Origin of the sequence: Paenibacillus agricola (genome assembly GCF_011440305.1) — a bacterium.
GTDB lineage: Bacteria > Bacillota > Bacilli > Paenibacillales > NBRC-103111 > Paenibacillus_S > Paenibacillus_S agricola.
The window spans coordinates 373,063-397,696 of sequence record NZ_JAAOIW010000004.1; the positions used below are offsets into that span (position 1 = coordinate 373,063).

At 46.5% G+C, this 24,634-nt stretch carries 21 protein-coding genes; 4 read left to right on the top strand and 17 right to left on the bottom strand.

Annotation, left to right across the window (positions count from 1 at the left end):
• Nucleotides 1-38: 38 nt before the first annotated feature.
• Nucleotides 39-863, top strand: a complete 825-nt coding sequence (locus tag G9U52_RS13170) for an ABC transporter ATP-binding protein (RefSeq protein ID WP_166150142.1) — start codon at nt 39-41, stop codon at nt 861-863.
• A 150-nt stretch (nt 864-1,013) separates the two neighbouring features.
• Here G9U52_RS13170 and G9U52_RS13175 read toward each other — a convergent pair whose 3' ends face one another.
• Nucleotides 1,014-2,507, bottom strand: a complete 1,494-nt coding sequence (locus tag G9U52_RS13175) for a carboxypeptidase M32 (RefSeq protein WP_279538615.1) — start codon at nt 2,505-2,507, stop codon at nt 1,014-1,016.
• A gap of 245 nt (nt 2,508-2,752) precedes the next feature.
• Here G9U52_RS13175 and G9U52_RS13180 point away from each other — a divergent pair, with 245 nt between their 5' ends.
• Both G9U52_RS13180 and G9U52_RS13185 read left to right on the top strand, forming a co-directional pair.
• Nucleotides 2,753-3,082 (top strand): iron-sulfur cluster biosynthesis family protein, encoded by a 330-nt coding sequence (locus tag G9U52_RS13180; protein WP_166150146.1) that lies wholly within the window; start codon nt 2,753-2,755, stop codon nt 3,080-3,082.
• 85 nt (nt 3,083-3,167) lie between these two features.
• Nucleotides 3,168-3,752 carry a beta-class carbonic anhydrase gene (locus tag G9U52_RS13185; RefSeq protein WP_166150148.1) on the top strand — a complete coding sequence of 195 codons (585 nt, stop codon included), beginning with the start codon at nt 3,168-3,170 and terminating at the stop codon, nt 3,750-3,752.
• A gap of 116 nt (nt 3,753-3,868) precedes the next feature.
• Here the strand turns inward: G9U52_RS13185 and G9U52_RS13190 are convergent, their stop codons facing one another.
• The 4 genes from G9U52_RS13190 to G9U52_RS13205 all read right to left on the bottom strand — a co-directional run bounded on the left by G9U52_RS13190 (nt 3,869) and on the right by G9U52_RS13205 (nt 7,293).
• On the bottom strand, nt 3,869-4,492 hold the full coding sequence (locus tag G9U52_RS13190; protein ID WP_166150150.1) for a hypothetical protein: 624 nt from the start codon (nt 4,490-4,492) through the stop codon (nt 3,869-3,871).
• Nucleotides 4,493-4,576: 84 nt separating this feature from the next.
• Entirely contained in the window at nt 4,577-6,022 is a 1,446-nt protein-coding gene (locus tag G9U52_RS13195; RefSeq protein ID WP_166150152.1) for a sensor histidine kinase, read from the bottom strand.
• Nucleotides 6,015-6,758 (bottom strand): response regulator transcription factor, encoded by a 744-nt coding sequence (locus tag G9U52_RS13200; protein ID WP_166150154.1) that lies wholly within the window; start codon nt 6,756-6,758, stop codon nt 6,015-6,017. Before G9U52_RS13200 ends, G9U52_RS13195 begins: the two co-directional genes overlap by 8 nt.
• Nucleotides 6,751-7,293, bottom strand: coding sequence for a DUF309 domain-containing protein (locus tag G9U52_RS13205; RefSeq protein WP_166150156.1), 543 nt, complete (start codon nt 7,291-7,293; stop codon nt 6,751-6,753). Before G9U52_RS13205 ends, G9U52_RS13200 begins: the two co-directional genes overlap by 8 nt.
• A gap of 231 nt (nt 7,294-7,524) precedes the next feature.
• On the opposite strand from G9U52_RS13205, the gene G9U52_RS13210 reads away from it, so the two are divergent.
• Nucleotides 7,525-9,444, top strand: a complete 1,920-nt coding sequence (locus tag G9U52_RS13210) for a glycosyl hydrolase family 18 protein (RefSeq protein ID WP_207952940.1) — start codon at nt 7,525-7,527, stop codon at nt 9,442-9,444.
• Nucleotides 9,445-9,541: 97 nt separating this feature from the next.
• Here the strand turns inward: G9U52_RS13210 and G9U52_RS13215 are convergent, their stop codons facing one another.
• From G9U52_RS13215 to G9U52_RS13265, 12 genes are all read right to left on the bottom strand, one after another.
• Nucleotides 9,542-9,913: an ArsR/SmtB family transcription factor gene (locus tag G9U52_RS13215; protein ID WP_166150158.1), complete on the bottom strand. Its 372-nt coding sequence runs from the start codon at nt 9,911-9,913 to the stop codon at nt 9,542-9,544.
• Nucleotides 9,914-10,197: 284 nt separating this feature from the next.
• Nucleotides 10,198-10,554, bottom strand: coding sequence for a Rieske (2Fe-2S) protein (locus G9U52_RS13220; protein ID WP_311764857.1), 357 nt, complete (start codon nt 10,552-10,554; stop codon nt 10,198-10,200).
• The gene (locus G9U52_RS13225; protein WP_166150160.1) at nt 10,551-11,651 is read right to left on the bottom strand and encodes an amidohydrolase family protein; all 1,101 of its coding nucleotides are present in this window, start codon (nt 11,649-11,651) and stop codon (nt 10,551-10,553) included. The genes G9U52_RS13220 and G9U52_RS13225 overlap by 4 nt, the downstream gene beginning before the upstream one ends.
• A 47-nt stretch (nt 11,652-11,698) precedes the next feature.
• A complete protein-coding gene (locus G9U52_RS13230; protein WP_166150162.1) occupies nt 11,699-12,583 on the bottom strand; it encodes a carbohydrate ABC transporter permease in 885 nt (294 codons plus the stop codon).
• 31 nt (nt 12,584-12,614) lie between these two features.
• Nucleotides 12,615-13,511, bottom strand: a complete 897-nt coding sequence (locus G9U52_RS13235; RefSeq protein WP_166150164.1) for an ABC transporter permease — start codon at nt 13,509-13,511, stop codon at nt 12,615-12,617.
• Nucleotides 13,512-13,588: 77 nt separating this feature from the next.
• Entirely contained in the window at nt 13,589-15,310 is a 1,722-nt protein-coding gene (locus G9U52_RS13240) for an extracellular solute-binding protein (RefSeq protein WP_166150166.1), read from the bottom strand.
• Nucleotides 15,311-15,457: 147 nt separating this feature from the next.
• Nucleotides 15,458-17,623, bottom strand: a complete 2,166-nt coding sequence (locus G9U52_RS13245) for a response regulator (RefSeq protein WP_166150168.1) — start codon at nt 17,621-17,623, stop codon at nt 15,458-15,460.
• A complete protein-coding gene (locus G9U52_RS13250) occupies nt 17,598-19,391 on the bottom strand; it encodes a sensor histidine kinase (protein WP_166150170.1) in 1,794 nt (597 codons plus the stop codon). Before G9U52_RS13250 ends, G9U52_RS13245 begins: the two co-directional genes overlap by 26 nt.
• 177 nt (nt 19,392-19,568) lie before the next feature.
• Nucleotides 19,569-21,467 carry a thioredoxin domain-containing protein gene (locus G9U52_RS13255; RefSeq protein ID WP_207952941.1) on the bottom strand — a complete coding sequence of 633 codons (1,899 nt, stop codon included), beginning with the start codon at nt 21,465-21,467 and terminating at the stop codon, nt 19,569-19,571.
• A gap of 35 nt (nt 21,468-21,502) precedes the next feature.
• Nucleotides 21,503-21,664 carry a DUF255 domain-containing protein gene (locus G9U52_RS39240; RefSeq protein ID WP_207952942.1) on the bottom strand — a complete coding sequence of 54 codons (162 nt, stop codon included), beginning with the start codon at nt 21,662-21,664 and terminating at the stop codon, nt 21,503-21,505.
• Nucleotides 21,665-22,310: 646 nt separating this feature from the next.
• Entirely contained in the window at nt 22,311-23,543 is a 1,233-nt protein-coding gene (locus G9U52_RS13260; protein ID WP_375790248.1) for a cytochrome P450, read from the bottom strand.
• 190 nt (nt 23,544-23,733) lie between these two features.
• Nucleotides 23,734-24,474: a YheC/YheD family protein gene (locus tag G9U52_RS13265; RefSeq protein WP_243767311.1), complete on the bottom strand. Its 741-nt coding sequence runs from the start codon at nt 24,472-24,474 to the stop codon at nt 23,734-23,736.
• Nucleotides 24,475-24,634 lie beyond the last annotated feature (160 nt).

The following is a 24,634-nucleotide window of genomic DNA, read 5'->3' on the forward strand; positions in this document are numbered from 1 at the left end:
ACCAATCGGGTATAAAGCCCCAAAGAAGGAGCTCTTACATGACTGCTATTCAATCTAAAGACTTAAGCTTATATTACGGAGATACATGTATATTCAAAGACCTCGATATTTCGATTCCCAAAGGAAAAATCACCGTGTTTATCGGCAGCAATGGCTGTGGAAAATCTACTTTACTACGTTCACTAGCCAGGTTATTAAAGCCAAAAAGCGGACAAATTGTGCTCGATGGCAGCGATATTGGCTCACTTTCAACAAAAGAAGTAGCCCGGCGTATGTCTATCCTGCCACAAGGACCTTCGGCTCCAGAGGGCCTTACTGTGCTTCAGCTTGTTAAACAAGGCAGATACCCTTACCAAAACTGGCTCCAGCAATGGTCGCTCGAAGATGAAACGATGGTACGACGTGCTTTGGAATTAACGCATATGGATGAAATGGCTGAACGTACCGTTGATTCGCTCTCAGGGGGACAACGCCAACGTGCCTGGATTGCGATGACGCTCGCTCAAGGAACACCTACTATTATGCTGGATGAACCAACTACCTACTTGGATCTGGCCCACCAGATTGAGGTGCTTGACCTCTTATATGATTTGAATCAGCAAGAGCAACGAACCATTGTTATGGTGTTGCACGATATTAATCTCGCCTGCCGTTATGCCCATAATGTTGTCGCCATCAAGGATCGTGCCATCTATGCCCAAGGACAAGCCAACACGGTCATTACAGAAAAGCTAATTCTTGATGTATTCGATCTTCATTGCCAAATCATCAAGGATCCGCTTTTCCAAACACCCCTTGTTGTTCCTTTTGGCAAAGGAATTAAACCGGTAATCGAGACGCTACAGCCTGTAACGGTATCTTGACTGCTTCATAACGTAAAAGAAGCCTCCATATCTTGATTATGGAGGCCTTTCCCTTTTCTAAACCCATTACCAAGCAATCAAGCCCTTGTAATCAAAAAAAACCATAAGTCACATCTATAATTATGCCAGTTTGGTTTATGACTCATCGCCTTATAGCTGATAAATATCGCCATATTTCTCCGTGAAATATTCAACCAAATAATCAGGGTTCAATTCCTCGCCTGTTACATCAGTGATGATCTCCGTTGGAGTTAGCAGCTTCCCGTGGCGATATACCTTGAGTGCCAGCCAGTCCTTGATAGGAAGCAGGTTCCCCGCTTGCACCAGCTCGTCAAAATGCGGAAGCTCCTTGCGGATCGTGCGCATCATTTGTGCAGCGTACATATTCCCAAGCGCATAGGAAGGGAAATAGCCAAAGGCGCCGCCTGCCCAGTGTACATCCTGCAGCACGCCTTCTCCATGATGGGAAGGGGCTATCCCTAAATAATCCCGATACTTTTCGTTCCAAGCCTCTGGCAGGTCAGCCACACTGATGGCTTCGCTGAATAGCTCCTTTTCCAGCTCATAACGAACCATAATATGTAAATTATAAGTAAGCTCATCGGCTTCAATCCGAATTAACGAAGGCTTAACTTCGTTGGTACCCCGATAAAAATCCTCAACGGACACAGCGTCAAATTGGCCGGGGTAATGCTTTTGCACATCCTTGTAATACCGATTCCAGAATGGGCGGCTGCGACCGATCATATTTTCCCAGAAGCGCGATTGCGATTCATGAATGCCCATCGAAGTTCCCGTGCATAGCGGGGTGCCGATGTATTCAGGTGAAATGTTTTGCTCGTATAAAGCGTGTCCGCCTTCATGAATCGTTCCGAACAGCGCGCTGTTCACATCATCCATCAGGTAACGTGTCGTGATTCGCACATCGCCTGGGCTTAGCCCTGTAGCGAAAGGATGAACGGTCTCATCCAGCCGACCCGCTTCAAAATCATAGCCCATTTCGCCAAGGATGAATAAGCTGAATTTCTTTTGCTGCTCCTTGTCAAAGGATTGCCGCAAGAAGGCTGTTGCTGGTTTAACGGGGGAGGCTTTGATCGCATTTAACAACGGAACTACCTTTTCGCGCAAAGCACCAAACACTTGGTCTAGCTTGTTTACCGTCATGCCTGGCTCATACATATCCAATAACGTATTGTATTTATGGCCCTCATATCCCCATAGCTCGATAAATTCAAGATTGGTTGCCACGATTTTTTCCAAATAGGGTTGGAACTTAGCAAAGTCCGAAGCATCCTTCGCCTCCTCCCATACCGATTCTGCTTGCGACGTTAAAACCACGTAATCTTCATACTTTTGCTGCGGGATTTTTTTGCTGCGGTCATATTCCTTTTGGCATTCGGCTACGATCTTGCGATCCATCCGGCTCAGCCGGGCGTCCTGCTCTGCCTCCGAGAAATAACCCAGCCATTCGCCCATCTCATTGGAAACGGACATTTTGAATTGCTCGCCCGAGAGCATTCCCACGACCTCCGAACGATTGGCGATCCCTTTTTTCGGTGCTCCCGTACGCATATCCCAATAAATGAGGCCAATTGCTTCTTCGTAGCTTTTCATTTTTTTGAGATATAATTTGAAATCCTTCATCTTAGACTCGAACCCACTTGATATCATTGCCGATTCCCCCTTTATTATTTCCGCCATTAATACGCAACCGAGTGTTAACTGCTCCAAAAATGAATGAGTTGCTCTCTTGATCATACTTGTATCGGAAAAGAGAAGCAAACCATTCGCGCTTGTGGTAAAATAAACGGATATGGGTTGCTGCTTATTGCAACTAATATGCTTACGATGCTAGCTTCCTTTGGAAGCTTTTTAGGAGGGAAAACAACATGCAAATCACATTCACCAATGAAGCGATCGAACAGATGCACCAACAGCTACCTGCAGGCTCAGGCGAGCTCAAGCTGGTGTTTGACTCCGAGGGCTGCGGCTGTTCCGTTAATGGCGTTCCTACCTTATGGATTGTTGATCGGCCCAAAGATCGTGATTTAAGGGCAGACGGTACTCCTTATGAGCTGCTTTACGAGCCCAATCACGAGATCTTTTTCGAGGATAAGATGACTGTGGACTATAGCCCAAAAAGCAGAAATTACGTCCTCAAAAGCAATGGACAAATTTATAACGCCAATATGCAATTGATCGATAAAAGAGTGATGTAAAGAGAGAAGTAAAGAGAGTAGTACAATCGGAGAAATAGGATTCAGCTGATTCTACCCAAAACAGCATACGGAGGAGAAAAGTACTATGGCTTCATTACTATCCACGATTATTGACCACAACCAGCAGTTTGTTGAAAATAAAACCTATGAGCAATATCTGACCACTAAATTTCCAGATAAACGGATGGTTATTGTCACTTGTATGGATACACGCCTCACAGAGCTGCTGCCAAGAGCGATGAACCTGCGCAATGGCGATGCCAAAGTCATTAAAAATGCCGGTGCTGTCGTCACTCATCCCTTCGGCAGTATTATGCGAAGTATTATTGTCGCCGTCTATGAGCTGAATGCTCAAGAAATCCTGGTTGTCGGCCACCATGATTGCGGGATGATCGGGCTAAACGCCTCGAAGGTACTGGAAAAAGCACAGCAGCGTGGAGTGAGCAAGGAAATGATCGAAACGCTTAACCATGCAGGTATCGATATGAATCGTTTCCTGAGGGGCTTCGATAACGTCCAGGACAGTGTGATGAGCAGTGTCAGGCTGATCCGCAACCACCCCTTGCTGCCCAAAAACCTTGCTGTCCACGGCTTAATTATGCATCCGGAGACGGGCATGCTGGACATGATCGACAGTGGCTACGAGTGGGCGAGCGAATCCAAGGCTTAAACTTTAACATATACCAAATGGGCTTTTCTTCAAGAGAACGCACAAGACAAACAACAAGCACCTCCACAGCCCTTCTTGAAATTGGGTGTAGAGGTGCTTGTTTGCCCTTTTTAAAGCTAAGGCAGGTTGCTTTTCTTAATCTTCGCTTCGAGCAATTCGATCAGCTGCTGCTCCACATTTTTGGGGTTGCCAAATCCCCCACCCGGCGGCGGGGGCGGTGGCCCCAAGCTCATATCAGTGGGACTGGGGGGATTCCCCTCCCCTGATGCGGCGAGGCGTTCCGCGTCTTTTTCCCGCCGCCTTGATTCAAATTCGTGGATCATCGCCTCTCTTTCCTCGATGCTTAGCGACGCTTTTTTCTTGAATTCCATCATCGCCTGCTCTTTTGCACGCAAACGCTCTTGAAAATCGTCAAAAAATTCCTTTTGCTCCGCCGTCAATAAATGCATGATAAGCTGCTGGTCCGCCTGCTTCAGTTCGCCTATGCCCGTATTAATCTCGACCAAGGGCAGCATCTCCATAGCCTGCTTGGTGCTTAAGCCAAGATTCTCGCGACGGTCCATTTGCAGCAGGCCCTGAAATAAAATAACCATTTGCTTCTCCAGATTATTTTGAATTTCGTCACTTTCCATTGTTGCCGCCGCGGCAGGTACAGGAGCAATAAGCGGTGCTGGATCAACGCAACCGTTTAAACAAAGTAATAAACCGATGCTAACCCAGCTTAACCGCCAAATTCCCATGCTATGCCCTCCTTCGAACTATCATCCCTAGAATAGAGCATAATTTAGATGAAACTATGCGTGATTTGTGAAATATGTGTAAAATTAAACGCTCCCATCTGTACTCAGCGGAAATGACACTCTGAATTCGGTACCTACCCCAACCTCGCTCGTGACCTCGATGGTTCCTTTCATCCCATTTACCAAATGTTTGACGATGGTGAGCCCCAATCCTGTTCCCTCCGAGCGGGAGGTGCGGGAATGCTCGGCCTTATAGAAGCGTTCCCAAATCCGGTGCAGCTCCTCACTGGATATCCCAATTCCCGTATCCTGGATATAAATAACACCATGGTCGTCTTCCACCTCTAAACGGACAGTCACCGTACCGCCAGAAGGCGTGAACTGGATCGCATTATAGAGCAAATTTTGCAAAATTTGCGCAAAGCGGTCATCGTCCAAATCGGCAAGTATCGGCTCCTCCTCCCCATCCGGCAGAAGCTCCAGCAGCGCGATTTTTTTTTCGATCAGGGTTGGCTTTATAAGATCCAACACCTCATGGGTTTTGCTGGCCAGATCAATAGGATACGTACGGAATACATCCATCCCATTCTGGATACGTGCCAAATCAAGCAGGTCATTAACCAAACGCTGTAATCGTTGAACCTCATAATCACATATTTTTAAATAGTGGCCATATTTATCCTCGGGAATCACCTTGTCGTTCATCGCAATAATCAGCCCCCGCAACGAGGTTAAAGGCGATCGTAATTCATGGGATACATTGGCCAGAAATTCCTGTCGGGCATCCTCCCAATTAACCAGCTGATCAACCATGAAATTAAAGCTTTGCGCTAGCTCCCCTATCTCGTCCTCGGAGGTGACAGGCACCCTTACCGTAAAATCACCCGCAGCGAGCTCCAAGGCCGCCCGATTGATCTGCTGCAACGGACCTGCCAGCTTACGCGACAGTACATACAAAATCATCCCAACCGTCAGCAAGGAGAACAGCAAAGGCACCACTATATTCCATCTCACCGCCGCCAACGCTTCGCTAACCTCGATTGCAGGCACGTTGAGAAAAATAACGACCGGCTTGCCATTCATTTGCGAAGGCGCATAATAGGTCAGGGTCCCTCCGCGTTCACGCTCATCCAGCTTATATTCGCCGGCAACAAATCCCGATTGCCCCTTCAGGCCTTCGATAAAATACGCATCAACCACCTTCGGTATCAATGTGCCTTCCCGTTCCGAGGAGCCATTAAGAATCGTACCTGCAGCATCTACCAGCCATACGTGTCCGTTAATGCTGCGGGCAATAATTCTTATGCCAAACCGCATTTCTCGCGTGGAAATGGTACCTTCCTGGATGGAAGGCAGCAGCTTCGCCACCTCGCCAAATCGGGAGGAAAGCATCTCTTTTTTATCCTTATAAAATAAATCCGTAAAATAGGCATTCCAAAAAAAGGCCAAGCCCATAAAAAATAAAATACATGTGACAAGAAACGAAAGAAATATTTTAATGTAAAAGCTGCTGTACCATTTTTTACGCATGGCCGGTGACCTCGAACGAATAGCCGATCCCCCATAACGTTTGAATCGCCCAATCCGAGCTGGCGCCTAGCTTTTTTCGCAGATTTTTGACGTGGGCATCGACCGTCCGTGTACCTCCGCTGAAATCGAAGTTCCAGACATAGCCCAGTAGGTCTTCCCGCGAATACACCCTGCCTGGGTTGGAGGCCAGGAAGTAGAGCAATTCGATCTCCTTGGGTGTTAAATCTACCCGTTTCCCTTCGAGGGTGACTTTATATTGGCCGGGATCCACATTTAAAGAGCCGATGCGCAGTAATTTATCCCGCTCCGCCTCAGAGCTGGCATGACCTGTGGCTTGCTGCTGCTGCTGGGTACGGCGAAGCACCGCCTTGATCCTGGCGATTAGCTCATTAGGATCAAACGGTTTGACGATATAATCGTCGATACCCAGATTAAAAGCGCGCAGCTTGTCAATCGACTCTCCCTTGGCCGTCAGGAAAATAATCGGCATCGACGCGAGTCCACCTGGCTCACTGCGAATCCGGCTGCAAAGCTCAAAGCCGGAAAGATCCGGCAGCATCACATCGAGCAGCACCAAGTCAGGCTGGTGGAGCTTTAATACCTGCATCACCTCTCCACCCCGATAAACGATGACCGGTTCGTAGCCCGCATGCTCCAAATATAAACGGATCACCTCTACAATATTCGGTTCGTCATCCACGATGACTATTTTTCCAAGCTTTGCCGTCTTATTCATTCTGATCCCTCTTTGCCTCAAGCTTCATTTGCAAGCTGCGCTCCCGCTCTTTAATAACCGCACTGCGATCACGTAATGTATGCTTATTGATCAAATGCGTATCGCTGAAGTTGCTGGCGCCCTGCCAGACCAACTGCTTTACCCTGCAATGCTCCACGCATAACGCTTGCAGCCCCGCATCAGCCAGTGGAATATCCATATCCACGTATTGGAACTCGGCTGGGCTTTCCAGTCGTTCCAAGCATAGCAACAGCAGCTTGCGGAATGCCGCTCCGTCGATGCCAAGCTTAAGCATATCCTCATCCTTTAATAGATGGGTTGCGCTGCGCAGCATTTTAAGCGCCCCTGCTAGATTATGTCTGCGTTGGTGGTAGAAGGACACAGCAACCTGAATCAGGCCTACATACGCACTGCCTAGTGGATCTCCTGGATGCTCCTTCCAATACTCTTCCAAAACCTCATGGCATTCAAAAAAATCACGTTCCGCATGAAAGTAAATTAAATAGTCCATATATGCTTTTGGGTAACTGGACATCCCGATAACCGCCTTTACTGATCCTCTGATATAGCATTTGCTACTGATACTCTTATTGTAACAAGAAGGGAAAAGAAACGAAAACTTTTATTCGCATAAATTCACAAAATCAACGCTTTTGGAGGGAAAAATTTCCTTTCTACTATTTTCCTCGCAACTTACTAGGCTTTTGTAACGTTTAATAGTGTAGAATATTAATAGATTCCAATAATAGTAGAAAGAGGTAGATGCATGTTGAAGCGCAATATCGTTCTGATCTTATCCGTATTGGTCCTGCTCCTCACTTCATCCGGTTCGGTTTTGGCCGCAGATAAAACTTCCAAATACCGGGTCTATCAGGATGACCGTATTTTACTAGAAACACCCGATTATTCCACAGCGGAAAATTACGCTAAGCAATTCACTAGCACCCACGTTGAAGACATCAGCTCACGAAAGTGGCTGTGGAATAATTATCCCCGTTATAAGCTTTACCAAAATGGAGTTAGCAGCACAGCATGGGATTTCACTACACTGGAGCAGGCGATTCGCGAAGGGTCCCAGTGGGGACATGCCAGCGTCCGTGATCTTAGCTCCGGTGGCTGGGTTTGGAATAACTATCCGCAATTCCGCTTGTACCAAGGGGATATTACCTTGGATGGCTGGGAATTTACAACCCTGCAGCAAGCTATGGCAGAGGCTCGTAAATGGGGCAATGTGCATATTATTGATCTTCGTAATAACCAGTGGACTTGGGATAATATTACCGATGACCGCAAGAAGGAGCTCCGCGCAGGAACTAAGGTTTACCAGGTTTATCAAGGGAAATCGACGCTGGATAGCTGGGCTTTTTCCTATTTGGAGGATGCTGTCCGTGAGTCCTTGTTATGGGGAGACTCCTCCGTTGTGAGAAGCGACAAAAACAACCAGATCGTGTTTTCCAATAAAAAAGTATACGATGTGTATCAATTTTCTGCAATTCTCAATTCCTTTGTAAGTCTTGATGATGCTATTGCGTATGCTAGCCAATTTGATCATACGAATATTTTCAAGACAGGAAGTACGGATAATGCTATATGGACGAATTACCCGTATTACCAGGTTTTTCAAAATGATACGTGGATTTCCGATTCCTCCGTGCTGCCTGATGCTGTAGGTTACGCACTCGCCTTCAGCAATACATCGATTCGTTTATTAGATGACAGCTTTAAGGTATGGGACAATTTCCGGGAGCTGCAATTCTGGGGCTGGAATGGTAGCGCCAATAACGATACGATTCGCGGCCATGTGAATAATACCGTAGGTCTTGATGTGGTATCACCCACCTACTTTTCCCTTGCTGATGCCTCAGGTACGTTGAAGGATACGTCCAATAAAGATACGGTCGCCTGGCTACAGAACCAAGGCATCCGAGTCTACCCGCTGATCGATAACCAATTTGACTCGGGACTGACAACCAAATTCCTTGCCGATGCCCAGGCACAAACTAAATTTATTGACGCCTTGGTCGCAAAAGGGGCGGCCTTAGGGGTTGAGGGCTTAAATGTCGACTTTGAAAGTGTTTCTGCCAAGGATCGCGCCGCATTAACGGCATTCATGAAAAATTTGACAGCTGCTGCTCATGCAGAAGGCTTAAAAATCTCGATTGATTTGCCACGTGGCAGCGTGAAATGGAATGCACAAACCGCTTATGACCATGAAAAGCTGGGCGAAACCGTCGATTATATCATTACGATGACCTATGACCAGAATTGGCGAACAGGTCCTTCTGCTGGCTCAGTCGCCGGTATGCAGTGGGTAGAGGAGGGCGTGAAGGAGTTCCTTTCCTATGGAATTCCGCGAGATAAATTAATTATGGGCATTCCCTTCTATGTTCGCGAATGGCAGATTGACGAAAACGGCGATTTAGTCGATAATCGTGCTTTGCTGATGAAGGATCTGCCGGCATTGATCAAAAGCAAAAATGCAACCCAAACTTGGGATGATCAATACGGTCAATACAAGGTAGAGTATAGCCAGGATGGCAATACCCGTGTATTTTGGCTGGAGGATGAAGCTACCGTCAAGGCTCGTTTGGCAATTGCCAAAAAATACGATATTGCTGGTGTTGCGGCCTGGAGGCTTGGCTACGATTCATCCGATATCTGGAAGATGATGATCCAAGAAAAATAAAAGAAGAAGCAAAAAGAACCTTCAAACCCACGTTCCTGTGGCGATGGAGGTTCTTTTACATGTAGATCCGCAGCCCTCATAGGCTGCCCGTATCCAATTAATTATGCTTGGTATGCTGCAAGGTTTGCACGAAAATTTGTTCAATATGCACATCATCCAACGAATAAAAGACGGTTTTACCCGCTTTTCTGCGCTTTACGATCCTCATATTACGAAGGTATCTTAGTTGATGGGAAACCGCGGATTGTCCCATATCCAAAAGCACGGACAAATCGTGGACACATAATTCCTTTTGAAGCAGGGCACCAATTAATTTAACTCGGGTGGGGTCGCTAAATGCTTTAAACCAGTCGGCAAGCTGTACGGCGGACTGTTCATCAATCATTTTCTCGCGAACCTGGTTTAAGTCCGCTTCCGTACCGAAGCAAGAGGATTCGCATTCCTCGATTGCAGTAAGAGATGGATCCATTCGTTCTCACCTTCCTGTCCAAAACGGTTATCTCTTCATTATAGCAAAAGAATAGCTGTTACGGAATCCTTCATCCTCGGAAACCTGCCGGAAACCACGGGGAAATGAAATTCGAAATGAATCCATATCTAACGTCAAACAGCCCAGGCAAGCTCGGACCCTGAAAAGGCTGCTCCGGCGCTATTACCTTATTGGCATATTGGTATAAGCCCGTACCTGCAATCACCTTATTCCCCCACGAATTCTACCCCCGGACTGCATTTCATATTCCAGCCTTCTCTGCCTCAAGACATCATCACATAAAGCTGTCCATCCTCCACCTTAACCTCAAAGCCCCTTAATTTCGCATTGGAATCAGGAGCCAGATGATGCCCGTTAACCAAGTCAAATTCCCAGCCATGCCAAGGGCAACGCAAAATCTGGTTTTCGCGTCCAAACTCATATTCATATACATCCTTCGGAAGCGTGGTTCCGTTAATAAGACCCTTGCAGACCGGCGCTGCTGCATGCGGACATACATTACGCCAAGCATAAAAGCTGCCGCCCACATAAAAGATACCCATTTCCATATTTTTCACAACGACGATTTTTTTGCCCAGTGATTTCACCTCGTCCTCGGAAGCCGCCAAATACGCATTCACGGTTCACGCACCTCCTGCCCGTCATCAGGCTCCTCAGCCAGCTGCGGAAGCTTATACAGCTCCTGCGCGTTTTCGCCCATTACGCGCCGTTTCATCTCTCGCGGCATCGGTGGCATTGCCATCATCGGATTATCGAAATCCCAATGCGGGTAATCCGTAGAGAACATTACCCGTTTGTCAGCGCCTATCATTTCAAAAATTTGCACCAAGTGCTTAGGATCATCCGGCTCTTCGATCGGCTGGCTGGTCAAATAAATATGCTCGCGAATGTATTCGGACGGGCGACGCTTTAGCCACGGAACGGTTGAACGTAACGCCTTGAAATTTTTGTCCATCCGCCACATTAGATGGGGCATCCAGGAGATGCCGCCTTCAATCGCGACAAATTTCAGCTGCGGAAATTTCTCAAACACTCCTTCGCAAACGAGGCTGTTCACATGAGCCATATAATTGGCTGGCAATATATTATGCCATTCCATATAACGGGTCGGATAACCCGAGGTTGTTGGTGCCGGAGAAATGCCGCGCCCTTCACCGCCCGGATGGACAGCAACGGGCAGGCCATTACGTTCAGCCGCTTCATAGATCGGATGGAAGCAGCGCTGTCCCAGCAAGGTGCGGGAAGCACTCGACATAATGACTTGGACCATGTTCGGGTTCGCGGCCATACGGTCGATTTCTTTGGCGGCTGCAAGCGGATCGGCGCTATTCACCACAATCGATCCCCTGAATTTTGGCGAAGCCTTCAGCCATAGCTCATTCATCCAATCATTCCATGCGGAAGCGACCGCATTAGCATAATCGGGATCGGGATACAGCGAGATTTCCACACCTGAGTTGAGGATTGCATAATCAATTTTGTAGGGCGCAAGCAAATGCTTGAGCATAAATTCAGGATCACTTCCAGGCCCGCCTCCATGCTCAGGAACGGCATCCTTCATCGCGCCGCCCACTGCGGAATAGTAAACACGTGCAGCGCCAATGCCCATTTCCAACCATTGGTCATGCCAGACCCGCGGGAGAAAGGGCAACAGCTCCTTTAAGCTTTTCATGCCATTGTGTACATCTGCATCAACGATGATCGATTTTTGTGCCATGCTTTTTTCCCATCCTTTTACGATAGTATAGATTCAGCTCTGGTAAGCTACTCCTTAACACTCCCCAGTACAATTCCTTTCATAAAAAACCTTTGGATAAACGGATACACCAGCAGGATCGGCAACGCACCCAGAAACAGCTGCGCCGACTTTGCCGTGCGGTCAGATACCTCAGCCAGCATTTCCATATCTACACTTCCGGCCAATAACGTATCAACCGCTGTTACAACCGTATACAAATAGCTTTGCAACGGGTAATTGTTTGGCGAATTCATAAAAATAATCCCATCAAACCAAGCGTTCCACTGGCCAACAATCGAGAACAGCAGCAGCGTAGCTAACGAAGGTGTAGACAGCGGTACAAAAATGCGCCATAATACCGTCCAATGCCCGGCTCCATCCATAAAGGCCGCTTCTTCCATTTCCTTGGGCAACCCGCGAAAAAAGTTCAGCAGGATCAAAATATTGAACACCGGCAGAGCGTGGTGCAAAACAAGCGCCCAGATCGTATCGAGCAAGCCCAGAGCTTTAATCGTCATATACAAAGGGATTAAACCGCCGTTGAACAGCATCGTGAACACGAAAATCCATGCGTAAAATGTCCGCCCCTTTAGTGCCGAAGCTTCCTTGGACAATGGGTAAGCAACGAGAATAACCAACACCATATTCAAGGTAACGCCAAGCAGTACACGCTGCAAAGTCACACCAAGTGAACGTAGAAACTCCGGCTTTTGGACAATAAATTCATAGGCCTTCCAAGTAAATTCAACTGGCCATAATTTGACGTAGCCCGCGGCAGCCGCTGAGCTTGAGCTAAGGGAGATCGCAAATACATTAACAAGCGGCAAAATGCAGAGGATAGCGAGTCCCACTAACAAGGTGTAATTGATCAGCACGAATAGCTTTCTGGGCAGTGACTGATGCTCAACCATCCATCTCCACTCCATTCTTTTAGAAAATCGGTTAGAAAATTCGATAGTTTGCGAAACGGTAGGCCATCAAATAAGAGGTAGAGAGCAAAATAAAGGAAACGATTGACTTGAACAGCCCGATTGCTGTCGCCACCCCATATTGGGCATCAACAATCCCGATTCGGTAAACAAAGGTGTCAATAATATCGCCGCTCTCATACACAACAGGGCTGTACAAATTAAATACCTGCTCGAACCCTGCATTTAACACATTACCAATACTTAACGTGACCATCAGTACAATAATCGGAGCCATCCCCGGCAAAGTCACATGCCATGCTTGCTTCCAGCGGTCAGCACCGTCAATAACTGCCGCTTCATATAGCGATGGATTAATGCTTGTAATGGCAGCCAAATAAATGATCGAGCTAAAGCCAAATTCCTTCCATTCATTCGAAAGCACAAGCGTAAACGGAAACCAGTTATTATCGGCCATAAAAAAGATCGGTTCAATGCCCACCCATTGCAGCCCCTGATTAATAATGCCGGTAGACGGGGATAAAATATCCATTAATATACCGCTTAAAATAACCCAGGATAAAAAATGCGGTAAATAAATTAGCGTCTGCACCGCACGCTTTACGAATTCCCGGCGCATTTCGTTTAACAAAATCGCAACCGTCAGGGGCACGATCAGCCCGGCAATAATTTTCATTACGGCAATAAAGACCGTGTTCCAGATGACCTGGTAAATGCTTGGCAGCTTCATCACATAGATGAAATTGTCCAACCCGACCAAGGGCGAGCCCATAATCCCCTTGGCAGGATTAAATTTTTGAAAAGCAATAATGATGCCCAGCATCGGCCCATAGCAGAAGATTAAGACTATCAACAGCCCTGGTATAATCATCAAATGCAGCGGAAGCTGCAATCTCCATCTCGTATTCATTGGAAGCCATCTCCCCTATGCATGTAGTAGAAAAGGGAGGGGCTGTGAAGCCTGCCGCCTCACAAGCCCCAGCTTAACTATTTATTTTTGTTGTAATAGTCGTTTACTTCTTTTTCAATCGCATCGCCGCCAAGGCTTTTCCATTCAGCAACGAACTTATCGAAATCGCTGATTGGTGCCGCGCCCATGATCACCTTGGTCACCATTTCGTTTTGGATCTTCTGCAGGGTGGCATCCTTCTCAACCATCGTTGCGGTCGGCGCGCCTGTGAATGCGTTGAATTGGTAGTTTTTGTTTTTCATATACGTGGCGATCACCGCGAAAGCACCTTCGGGACCAAACGTCCGCTCCGAAAACCACATGCTATCGTCTCCCTTGCGGAAAGCGTCAACACGTCCAAAATGCAGGGAGGCTGGAAAATCGAGCTTGCTGCCGTCACCTTTGTTTTTCACCTCTTCGGCTACTTTAAGATGTGCGTTAATATTCAAATCGACCGGATTGATCAAAACCGGGAAATATTTGGCCGGGAATATGCTTGTTGCCGTATCAATAACAAATGGATTTTTGGATTTGCTATAGTCGGTTTGGAAATAATGCTTGTTATACAGGTTTAATAATTTCACAACCGCTTCCGGATTTTTACTGCCTTTTTTGACTACGAAGAAAGTTGTAGCTGCATCATTGGCTTGTAAAATGACCGGTTTGCTGTCAGCGGACAGGATAGGGTAGGCCTGCCAGTCGGCTTTTGGATCGTTTTTGCGGTTGTCCTTGAAAAATGTCGTCGCATCCGCCACATAACCAAACGCCATACCCAGCTTGCCCGCCGCTGCATCCTCGCCTACCTTTTTCCAAGGTTTCACTGAAAATTCCTTGTCAATAACGCCATCCTTGTACAACTGCTGAAGCTTTTCCAGCGCTGGCTTCATCTCGGGCTGAACCGAGCCGTACACAAGCTTACCGGAGGCATCCTTTACCCAGAAGGTCGGGTAAGCGTGGTAAGCGTTAAACAAACCGATAAGTGAAGCAGGCGTCACACCATTATTCGATTCCTTAAACAAATCCTTGCTGATGCCTAGGCCAATCGTATCGGCTTTACCGTTGCCGTCTGGATCATTTTTGGCAAAGGCTGTCGCTATATTCAGCACATCCTCCATCGTTTTGGGCTCAGCCAGCCCCAGCTTCTTCATCCAATCCGTGCGGATCCATACCATGCTTGCCGAGGCGACGCCATTGTTCTCAAACATTTGTGGAATACCCATCAGCTTACCGTTTACAGTAACCGATTTCAGCGCAGCACCACCATCCTTTAGCAGCGCTTCCTTCGTAAAAGGCGTTGCATATTTATCATAAATCGTGGTCATGTCCTCAACCAGATTCGAATCGATCAAGCGCTGCATGACCACCCGGTCAACCGCCATAAAATCGGGCAACTCACCGGATGCGAGCGTAACATTCAGCTTTTGTGAAAATTGCGAGCCATCAACAACCCAAAGGTTTTTCACTTTGATGCCAAGCTCGTTTTCCATAATCGGTGTCCAAATGTTTTTGTCAAGCGATTCACCTGCGGCAAATTTGTAGCTGGCATCAATCGAGCGGATCGTGGAAACCTCAATCGTTGGGCTGTATTTGCCCAGTGGATCTGCTGGTTTATTGTCTGTAGCCGGAGCCGTTGGAGCGGTTGTATTCGGCGCTGGTGTCGTAGTTGTAGGGGCTGCTTCTTTAGTTGATGTACAGGCTGTAAGCAACACGCTCAATGATAGCGCTATCATTACACTTGAATTTCGGTTTATTTGTTTCATGAATAATCCCCCTTATGTTTGTTCCTTACCTGTTTATTGTAAAACGAATCCAAGCTGAAACATACGGGATTTTCTTAGCTTCGTTATCTTATCTTATCCACTTTGGCTTAAGCGACCACTTGGCTATCTATATCCAGTTTGTAGGCATTAGGTAAGCTCGCGGTATTCGAGTGGTGTGCTGTTCGTAATTTTTTTGAAAAGCCTTGTAAAATAAGGAGCCGAATCAAAGCCGACCTCAGCGGCGATTTCATGGACTTTGAGCTGGGTGCTTTTTAACAGATGCTTGGCGCGGTTGATCCTTACCTCCGTAATATAATCCAACAGATTCGAACCCGTTAGCTGCTTATATAAACGCGACAAATAGGGCGAACTGAGATGCACCACCTCCGCTAAGCGGGTTAGCGACAGCTCCTCACAAAGGCAATCCTGCACATATTGGTGGATGCGGCGAATCATTTCATGGGTACGCTCCTGCTGGAGGCTGCCGTTATGCTCGGCAATCGTTTCCCCAAGCTGGCGAAAATAGCCAAGCGCTCCCTGCCATGAGCTATGGTTGTCCATATGGATAAATGTATCCAGCTGTACCTTCGCTCCAAGATCGGCAATCAGATTGCGGCGATTCAAATAAGAGAGAAAAAATGCGGACAAATGCGCAAACATTTCCAGCGCTAAATAAGTGATCTTTGTCTCGCCAAGCGCCAATTCGTCAAATTGTGTGTATTCATCGTAAAGCAGCACAAACGGCTCCGTTTCACCGTTATCAAGATGGGGCTCGAGCAAATCCAGCTTGTGAATGTGGTTACGAAACGTTGACTCGGCAGTAAACGTGCGACTGGATCGACCCTCCTCCTGATCCCTGTTGGCGGATTCGGTAACCAGCATTTCTTTGCTGCGGATCAAACCGCTGCTCAATTGCAGCTTAAGCGAATCGAACTGGCGGGCGGCATGCTCCCAAGAGCTGTGCTCTGAGCTTAAAATCAGCGAAATCGGCAGCTTTAGCAGCTTGCGGCAGGTTTCCTGCACCGATTCGGATGTGCCACGCACAAATTGCGCCAAGCGCTCCCACTCCTCATCCGAGTATGGCAAGGTTGTGGGGGGGGAGGCAGCCTGTGTGCCGGAGCTTGTATGTAATGCTTTCGGTGAAGCATCTATCTTTTTTTCAGAGGCTTGTTGACTGATCAGCTCATCTGATGTGTACAAAAAGGTTTCTTTGGAGGAGACAATGTTGCCGCTTGTGTCTGATGCTATTGGTGAAGTATCTATCTCTTTTTCAGAGGCTTGCTGATTGATCAGCTCATCTGATGAGTACGAAGAGGTTTCTTTGGAGGAGACAATTTTACCGCTTGTGTCTGATGCTATTGGTGATGCATCTATCTCTTTTTCAGAGGCTTGTTGACTGATCAGCTCATCTGATGACTTGTAGGCATTTTTATTGGCCGAGTTAAGAGAATATGGCTGGAATTGGGTCTGCTGCTGCGACTGGATCTGGGACTGTGACTGTGACTTTGATTGGGATTGGGATTGGGATTGTGGCTGCCACTGCGATTGGGTTTGCGCTTGAGGCTGAGATGGGTTCTGGGATTGCAGATGGGACTGAGGTTGCACCAGCCACACAAAACGGTATTTGTCATAAGGCACGAACATAAATCGGGATTTTTCGCCCAAAAATTCCTCTGCAATATTTTGCAGCGAATACAGGATCAAGGATTTGTCGGACATCGACACGTAATTGCCCCAATCGTCCACACGCCCAACAACGAGAAAAACCGGTTGATCGGGGGCTAACCCAATGAGCAGCTCTGGAAAACGCTTGGCACGGACGGCTGCGGAATCCCCTTCTCCTTTGAGCAGGTCAAGCAAATAGTCCTTTCGCAGCGTGGGCAATGCCTGCTGGAGCATTTGACGGGATTTTAGCGAGATGTCCCCTTCATGAAGCTCCATACGGATTTCTTCGACAGCCTTGTCGATCGCTTGAAAAATCAGCTCGTCTCCTTCGGTTTTCAGTACGTAGTCCGTTCCGCCTTTACGAATCGCCGTCTGAATATAATCGAAATCGCTGTAGCCTGACAAAAAAATAATTTTGCAGCGCGGCCATTGCTCCCGCACCCGATCCGCAAGCTCCAGCCCGTTCATGCCAGGCATCCTAATATCCGTGAGCAGGATGTCGAGACGCATTCCGTTCATTTTTTCTAAAGCCTGAATGCCTGTATATGCTTTGGAAATTGTCAGTTCATAAGGATCCCATTCGTGAAGAGTATCAGATAAATAGTCTAACGCCATCGGTTCATCATCGACCAGCATTAAGTGTAGCATAGGTTTCTCCCTCAGCTTTCCCATTGCGAATTTTCATAACGACCTTTAAACCACCGGCGGCACCCGCAGCTAAAATAAGCCCGGAGTCCTCGCCAAATTTCAATTGCAGCCTGCGATGCACATTCATAATACCACTTACCTCCGCGTTCACCTTTCGCGACGCCAAACGGCTCGCCCACTGGGTTAGCTCTGCCTCCGGCATGCCCGTCCCATTGTCTTCAATGAAGATCCGCAGCTCGTTCACATCCTGCTCCAGCGTTACAGCTAACAGACCGTCAGAGGTAGTATGCTCAAGCCCGTAATTGTACGCATTCTCCACCAACGGCTGCAAAATAAGCCTAGGTACCATCACCGATCTGGCCGCTTCCGGCAAATCGCCAATCATCACCTCAACGCGGTTGGAAAACCGCACATTTTGGATTTCCATATACATACGAACGTGATGCCATTCCTCTTCAAGCCGCACATCATCGCCGGTTTTTTTCGTAATATACCGGAAATAGTCACCCAAATATTTGGTGAATTTCAAGCTGTTCTCATAATCCTCAGCCTTCGTCATTCGGTAAAGCAGGTAGAGGCTGTTATACAAAAAATGCGGATTTATCTGCGATTGCAGCTGGTTCAGCTCCGCTTGCTGGGTTTGCAGCTTTTGCTCGTAAACCTCATAAACCAGCGTATTCAGCTTCGACGTCATCTCGTTAAACTGCACATACAAATAGCTGAATTCATCTCGGCTTTTATGATGCAGGGAAACGGATAAATTGCCGGATTCGACCTTGCGGAATGCGCGCACCATTTTGGTCAACGGCTTATGGATCACCTGGTAAACCCAGTACGAAACAATAACGATCAACACCGCCGTTACGATGGACATCACAATAATAAAGCTTTTGTACTTATTCAGCGGGCCCAATACCTCGACCTCCGGCACATACACTATCAAGGTCGTATCCATCTCCGGTGAATATTCATAGGCGGTAATATACGTTTGCTTGTTCAATTCGATGGATTCAATGCCTTGCGCGGCATTTCCCTTGCCCTTGACCCATTCACGCACCTTGGCCGCAATCGGCTCCTGCTCATACTGGCTATCGCTGCTGGAGATGATCCAGCCATCATTAATAAGCGCGGCTTCACCTTTGGCACCAGCAATCTGCTGTAGAAATTGCTGCAATTGGCTGACGGAAACCTCCGTTTCCAGCACAAATAAAGGATCGCGGAGCGGTGAAGCCGGCAAGCTTGGATAAAATTCGCGCAGCAATAAAACACCATCCGCATAATAAAGCGGGGAGTTGTGCGGCATCTCCCTTGCTTGTTTCAGGTTTTCCACGACCTCCGTCGAAATCGTATCAGACAGCTCCTCTGTTGAAATAACCCTGCGAATCGGCGGAATGTATGCGCTTGCTTTTTGCACATAAATGCCTGAGCTTTTCATCAAATCCAGCTTTCGCTGAAATTGCTTCATCATCTCCGAGCGCTCATAAAAGGTTAAGCCTTCGGCAATCACACTTAAAGAGGTGAGGTCATTATCATTGACATATTCACGCTGTAAGCGGATTATCCTGTCCATTTCCTTAGTGAAGGTATTATTGTAGAAGTGAAGCTGCGAGCGAAGTGAATTGGAAACCTCGTCCCTGACGATCCCCGAGCCCAAGTCGTTCATCTGCAGCGCCAAGGCATAAACCGGAAGCACGACAATAAAAAACATCGCCAGCAGCTTCGTAAAAATCGAAAACCACCACGTTCGCCCGTTTAATTTGATGGCCATGTTGCATCCCCTTTAATGGTTACTTTCGCTAAGTATAGCTTTAGTAGCCATGTTACCACATAAGTGGGCCTAAGAACCAAAAGCCCTCATTCCGAATGGAAAGAGGGCTGTGGGACAGCCAAACGACTCTCTCCGATCAGAGTGCCATCCAGGCTTCCCATGTATATGTTTCGCGTGTTAGTCTTGAATATCTTCTAATTCATCCAATTCGTCTAAATCGGTTACAGGCGTTTGGCAGGCAAAATTCTCGCAAATATAAGCGGTCGCCTTGCCACCAAGCGCTACTTTGTCCTGCAGCAGTGGGATCAGCTTTCTTGCCGCCGCGCCCTGCTCCCCGCTTGGATGCAGCATATAAATTGCATTTGGTCTAAACTGCCGTTGCAGCTTGCTCGCCATTCCCTGCAAGTCTGGCTTCGCCGGGTCGCCAGCCAGCACGATTTCCGAAGGCGCTCCGACAATATAGTCCAAAGCGATCAGAAACAACGAGTGGCCTGCCGGATACTTCTCCACGGAGCCCGCAAAAGCTTTTAACTGCTCGTCAGTTTGCTGCGACAAAGCGGCGTTATACGTATACCGTGCCAGCTTGGCCATATTAAGCGCCGCCGCCGAATTGCCAGATGGCATCGCCCCATCATAAATTTCCTTGGGGCGTGTGAATAGCTGCTCGCCATCCTCGCCATAGAAAAACAACCCGCCTTGCTCCTTGTCCCAGAACAACCGTAGCATCTCCGCATTAAGCTCAACAGCAAGCTCAAGCAATGTAATATCGAAGGTCGCTTCATATAGCTCAATCAGACCCCAGACGTAAAAGGCATAATCGTCCAAATATCCAAGAAAAGCCGCATCCCCGTCCCGGTAACGGGCAAGCAGACGACCATCCTCGCGGCGCAGCTCCTTGGAGATAAAATCTGAAGCACGCTTGGCTGCCACCGCATATTCCGGCTTGTTCAGCGCCTTCGCCGCTTTGGCTAACGCCATAATCATCAGGCCGTTCCACGAGGTGAGGATTTTGTCATCCTTATGCGGGTGAATCCGCTGCTCGCGATGGGCGAACAGCTTTTGGCGCGAAGCCTCTAGCCTTGCTTGCAGCTCTTGGAGCGGAACTGTGCTCAGCCTGGCGTAATCCTCTACTGTTCTTTCGATCAGGTTCGGTATATTATGCCCCTCAAAATTGCCACTGTCGGTTATATCGTAAACGGTGCAATACAAGTCGCCATCATCGTTGCCCAGCACCTGACGGATTTCCTCAGGCTTCCAGACGTAAAACTTGCCTTCCTCGCCCTCCGAATCCGCGTCCTCCGCGCAATAGAAAGCACCTTGGGCATCGGTCATATCCCTCAGCACGTAAGCAATGATCTGCTCAGCTACATCCGCATATTGCTGCTTGCCAGTCACTTGATACGCCTCGATATACGTCATCGTCAGCAGCGCGTTATCGTAGAGCATTTTCTCAAAATGCGGCACCAACCAGCTATTATCCGTCGAATAACGGGAAAATCCCCAGCCAACGTGGTCGTACATACCACCGCGGTACATACCATTCAGCGTCTTCTCCACCATTGCCAATGCCTGCACACTGCCAGTCCGTTTGTGGTAACGTAGCAGATAGGACAAATTATGAGAGGTCGGGAACTTCGGCGCATCCCCAAAGCCGCCATATTGCGGATCAAACAATTGCTCATACATCTGGTAGGCACGATCCAGCGATTCCTCGGAAATGTCTCCTTGCAGGTTCGCAATTAACCGGCTCTGCGTCTCTGCAATAATCTGGTCGCCGATCTCCGAAATCTTGACGCTGTCCTCATCCCATTTGCTCGTAATCTGCGGCAAAATATCCATCAAGCCCTTGCGGCCATATTTACGCCCCTTCGGAAAATATGTTCCCGCGAAGAAAGGCTTTTTCTCCGGCGTCATAATGACCGTAAGCGGCCATCCGCCCTGTCCAGTTAATGCCTGGCAGACGGACATGTATAAATGATCGACATCCGGCCGCTCCTCGCGGTCGACCTTGATCGATATGTAATCCTTATTTAAAAGAGCAGCGACTTCCTCGTCTTCGAAGGATTCGTGCTCCATGACGTGGCACCAATGGCAAGTTGACTTACGCCTCACTACGAATACCCAATAGATAAGAAAATAGGCTTATTTTCTCTTCTCGCTGTATCAAATGCTTCATCACTCCACGGGAACCATTTCACGGGGTTGTAGGCATGCTGGAGCAAATAGGGGGATTTCTCAGCGATTAATCTATTGGGTATGGAATTAGTTGTCATAGGGCATCACCTCCTTGGGTGCTGGGATAAATTTGGTGTTGATGGGTTTAGTTTAGCATAGAGTTGGTAAAAAGGAAAAACCTGCTATCCTTGCTAGTAAAGTAATATCCTAATCCCTATTTTTAACAACTGCCATGGTTTCACCTCATTATTGTTTTCAGATATATCCTTAGCCTATTACATTTTTTTAGTACTTGCACACTCCCTTTGGTTATTTGTTTTTGGTTTGGTTTAATAATCAGTCACCCTCAATGGATAGATCATACTGTTAAAATCAGGTATACGAAATGGAGAATGCAGAGGGTTGGTCATTGTGTCAAACGGTCGAGTAGACCGGGGGGATTTCATCCCCAGTCTCTCACATAAGGTCTCCCTTCATTCGGCTCTTGTTATCCAATCGCGGGCAATAGCCCTATCTGCCAGTGGTAAAGAGATTCGGGTTGCACTTTGCAATACGTTTCAAAAATCTCATTGCCTTTAACGCTTTCATTGCTGCTTTTCTTCAGTACACACTAAAACGTCAAATAGTCCCCATCTTGTGATAAGGAAAGGGATTTCTTTCATTCAGCCTACTTATTTGCAGCCGATTCAAGGCAATTGGATCGGCTGCAAATAAGTAGGCCTTTTTGTCGTAGGATATTACAAATCAGTGTTCCGCTATTATAGGAAGGTAATTTAACGATTGTCCAAATGCAGAAAACGATAAGTGATCGACGAAATCAAACGACGGAACGCTTTGTATGTTGGGATAGTGCTTTATAAAAGCTTTAAGGGCAATTTCAACCTCTAATCGCGCAAGAGGTGCACCTAAACAGAAATGAGGACCATTTCCAAAAGTTAAATGCTCACGATTGTTCGGTCGAAAGATATCAAATTGTTCGGGATGAGGAAATACTGCTTCATCCAAATTCGCCGCGCTCGTCCATGCGATGATCATTTCTCCCTTTTTCATCTTAGGACCAAATAAATCAGTGTCTTCTTTTATTGTCCGTTCTAGTTTCATTATATTGAAACGATAACGCAACACCTCCTCAATCGCCTTTGGAACAAGGTCTATATCCTCCCTTAATGTTTGATAAATACCTGGCTTGTCATATAGAAAGGAGTAAAAACAATTAGCAATTAAGTGAGACGTTGTTTCCAGACCAGCGCCTAACAGACCCCTGGTCATTTTTATGATTTCATCATCTGTTAATCGGTCCTCATCAACTTCAACGTTAATTAGATCCGAGATAATGTCATCTCCAGGATTTTCCCTTTTCCCCTTAATAACAGGGTGAAGATATTCAGAAAACTCCAAGGCTGCCTTCGCTTTCTTCTCATTTTGCTCAGCTAAATTCCCGCTGCTAAAAGGAAGGAAAATGATATCTACCCACTGCTTAAATAATTTACGATCTACAGCTGGGACACCTAACAATTCAGCAATAATTGTGATTGGAAGAGGGATAGCAAATGATCCCACTATATCAATTTCACTCATTTGATCCATATCTTGGATTAACTCATTGACAATCGTATTAATTCTTGGTTCCCAGTTTTTTAGATGTCTAGGCGTAAAGGCTGCTGAAAGTAACGACCGCCGTTTTCTATGCTCAGGGGGATCGGAAAAAATCACAGTCGTTCGATCCAATTCACCCGAGTCTTGGCTGAGTGCAGCGATTTGTGTTCGCTCGCTTTTACTTGAGAACAGTTGATAATCCGAAAGCACACGTTTCACATTTTCATAAGTAAAAACATTCCAGACTTGTTGACCCTCATGGTAATAAACAGGATGATTGTCTCTCATCTCTTTATACCAGTGATACGGATTCCAAAATTCCTCTTTTGTTTTGAAACCGGGTATTTCATGTGTTAGTATGGCTTGTTTCATTGCTTCCACTCTCTCTTATTTGGGCTTGATGAGAAGGACACGCATAGATGTAACCCTACCTCAGTCCATAATAAGGTAGCCATTAGAGAGGAACATTATTCAGTTCTAAACCAGATATTTTCCGGTGGAGGTCTGTAAAATAAAATGTGATACTTTTAACGTTAACGTCTTAATCTTATGTAATAGATAAGCTAATCGCTTATCCTTTTATTCTTGAGTATTCTAAAATCCTCTTATACATGGTTTTATTTTTCAAAGTGTTGAAGATACTCATATCAGGCCTAGTATTAATCTCTAGAATCCACGGTTTCATTTTAGAATCAATAGCTATATCAACCCCAAATGCTCTCTTGCTTCGATAATTTTTACCAAGAACATTGCTTGCTTCTTTCCCTAATATCTCCATTCTTTTAATATACTTCTCTCTCTTGTCTCTCTTAAGATGTGAGACAAGCAATGAGTCGATTGGTAATGGAGTACCTCCAGAATGGTAATTAGTTACTATCTTTCCAGGTTTCGCTAAGCGTCCAATAACACCTGTCACCACTAGTTTTTTGCTTCTGTTCTTTTGCACCATGACTCTAATGTCGAAAGAACGTTTGTTATGTTTCAATAGATCAATGCCTTTTTGAACGATATATTTGTTTCTAGAAAATTGTTTATGAAGAGAACTATATAATGCATCGAGTGAATTAAATTGTTTTGAAGCAGTTCCACTTCTTAAAGTATACTTATTCTTGATTTTAGTTATTTTATATATCCCATGACCTCCTGTACCCTCATCAGGTTTTAAATACAGCGATTCATATAATCTCAACATTGCTCTTATGTTAGATTTAGTTGCTATTCGAGTATCAGGTAAGAATGTATTTATACTGTTAAATCCTTTCATGAAATAATATTTTCCTAATTTCCCCATTTTGTACTTTACCTTTTTCATATCATCAACCTCCTACATCTTCGCAAGAGTAATATATGTATACTGATAAATGTATGGAACAGGCTATCGTTGGTTTTAAAAAAAGAATTCGTGGTTCCCTGAACGGGTATTCAGAGCCGGCATAGGTTTGTACACAGAACTCATCCTTACAGTTTTGACG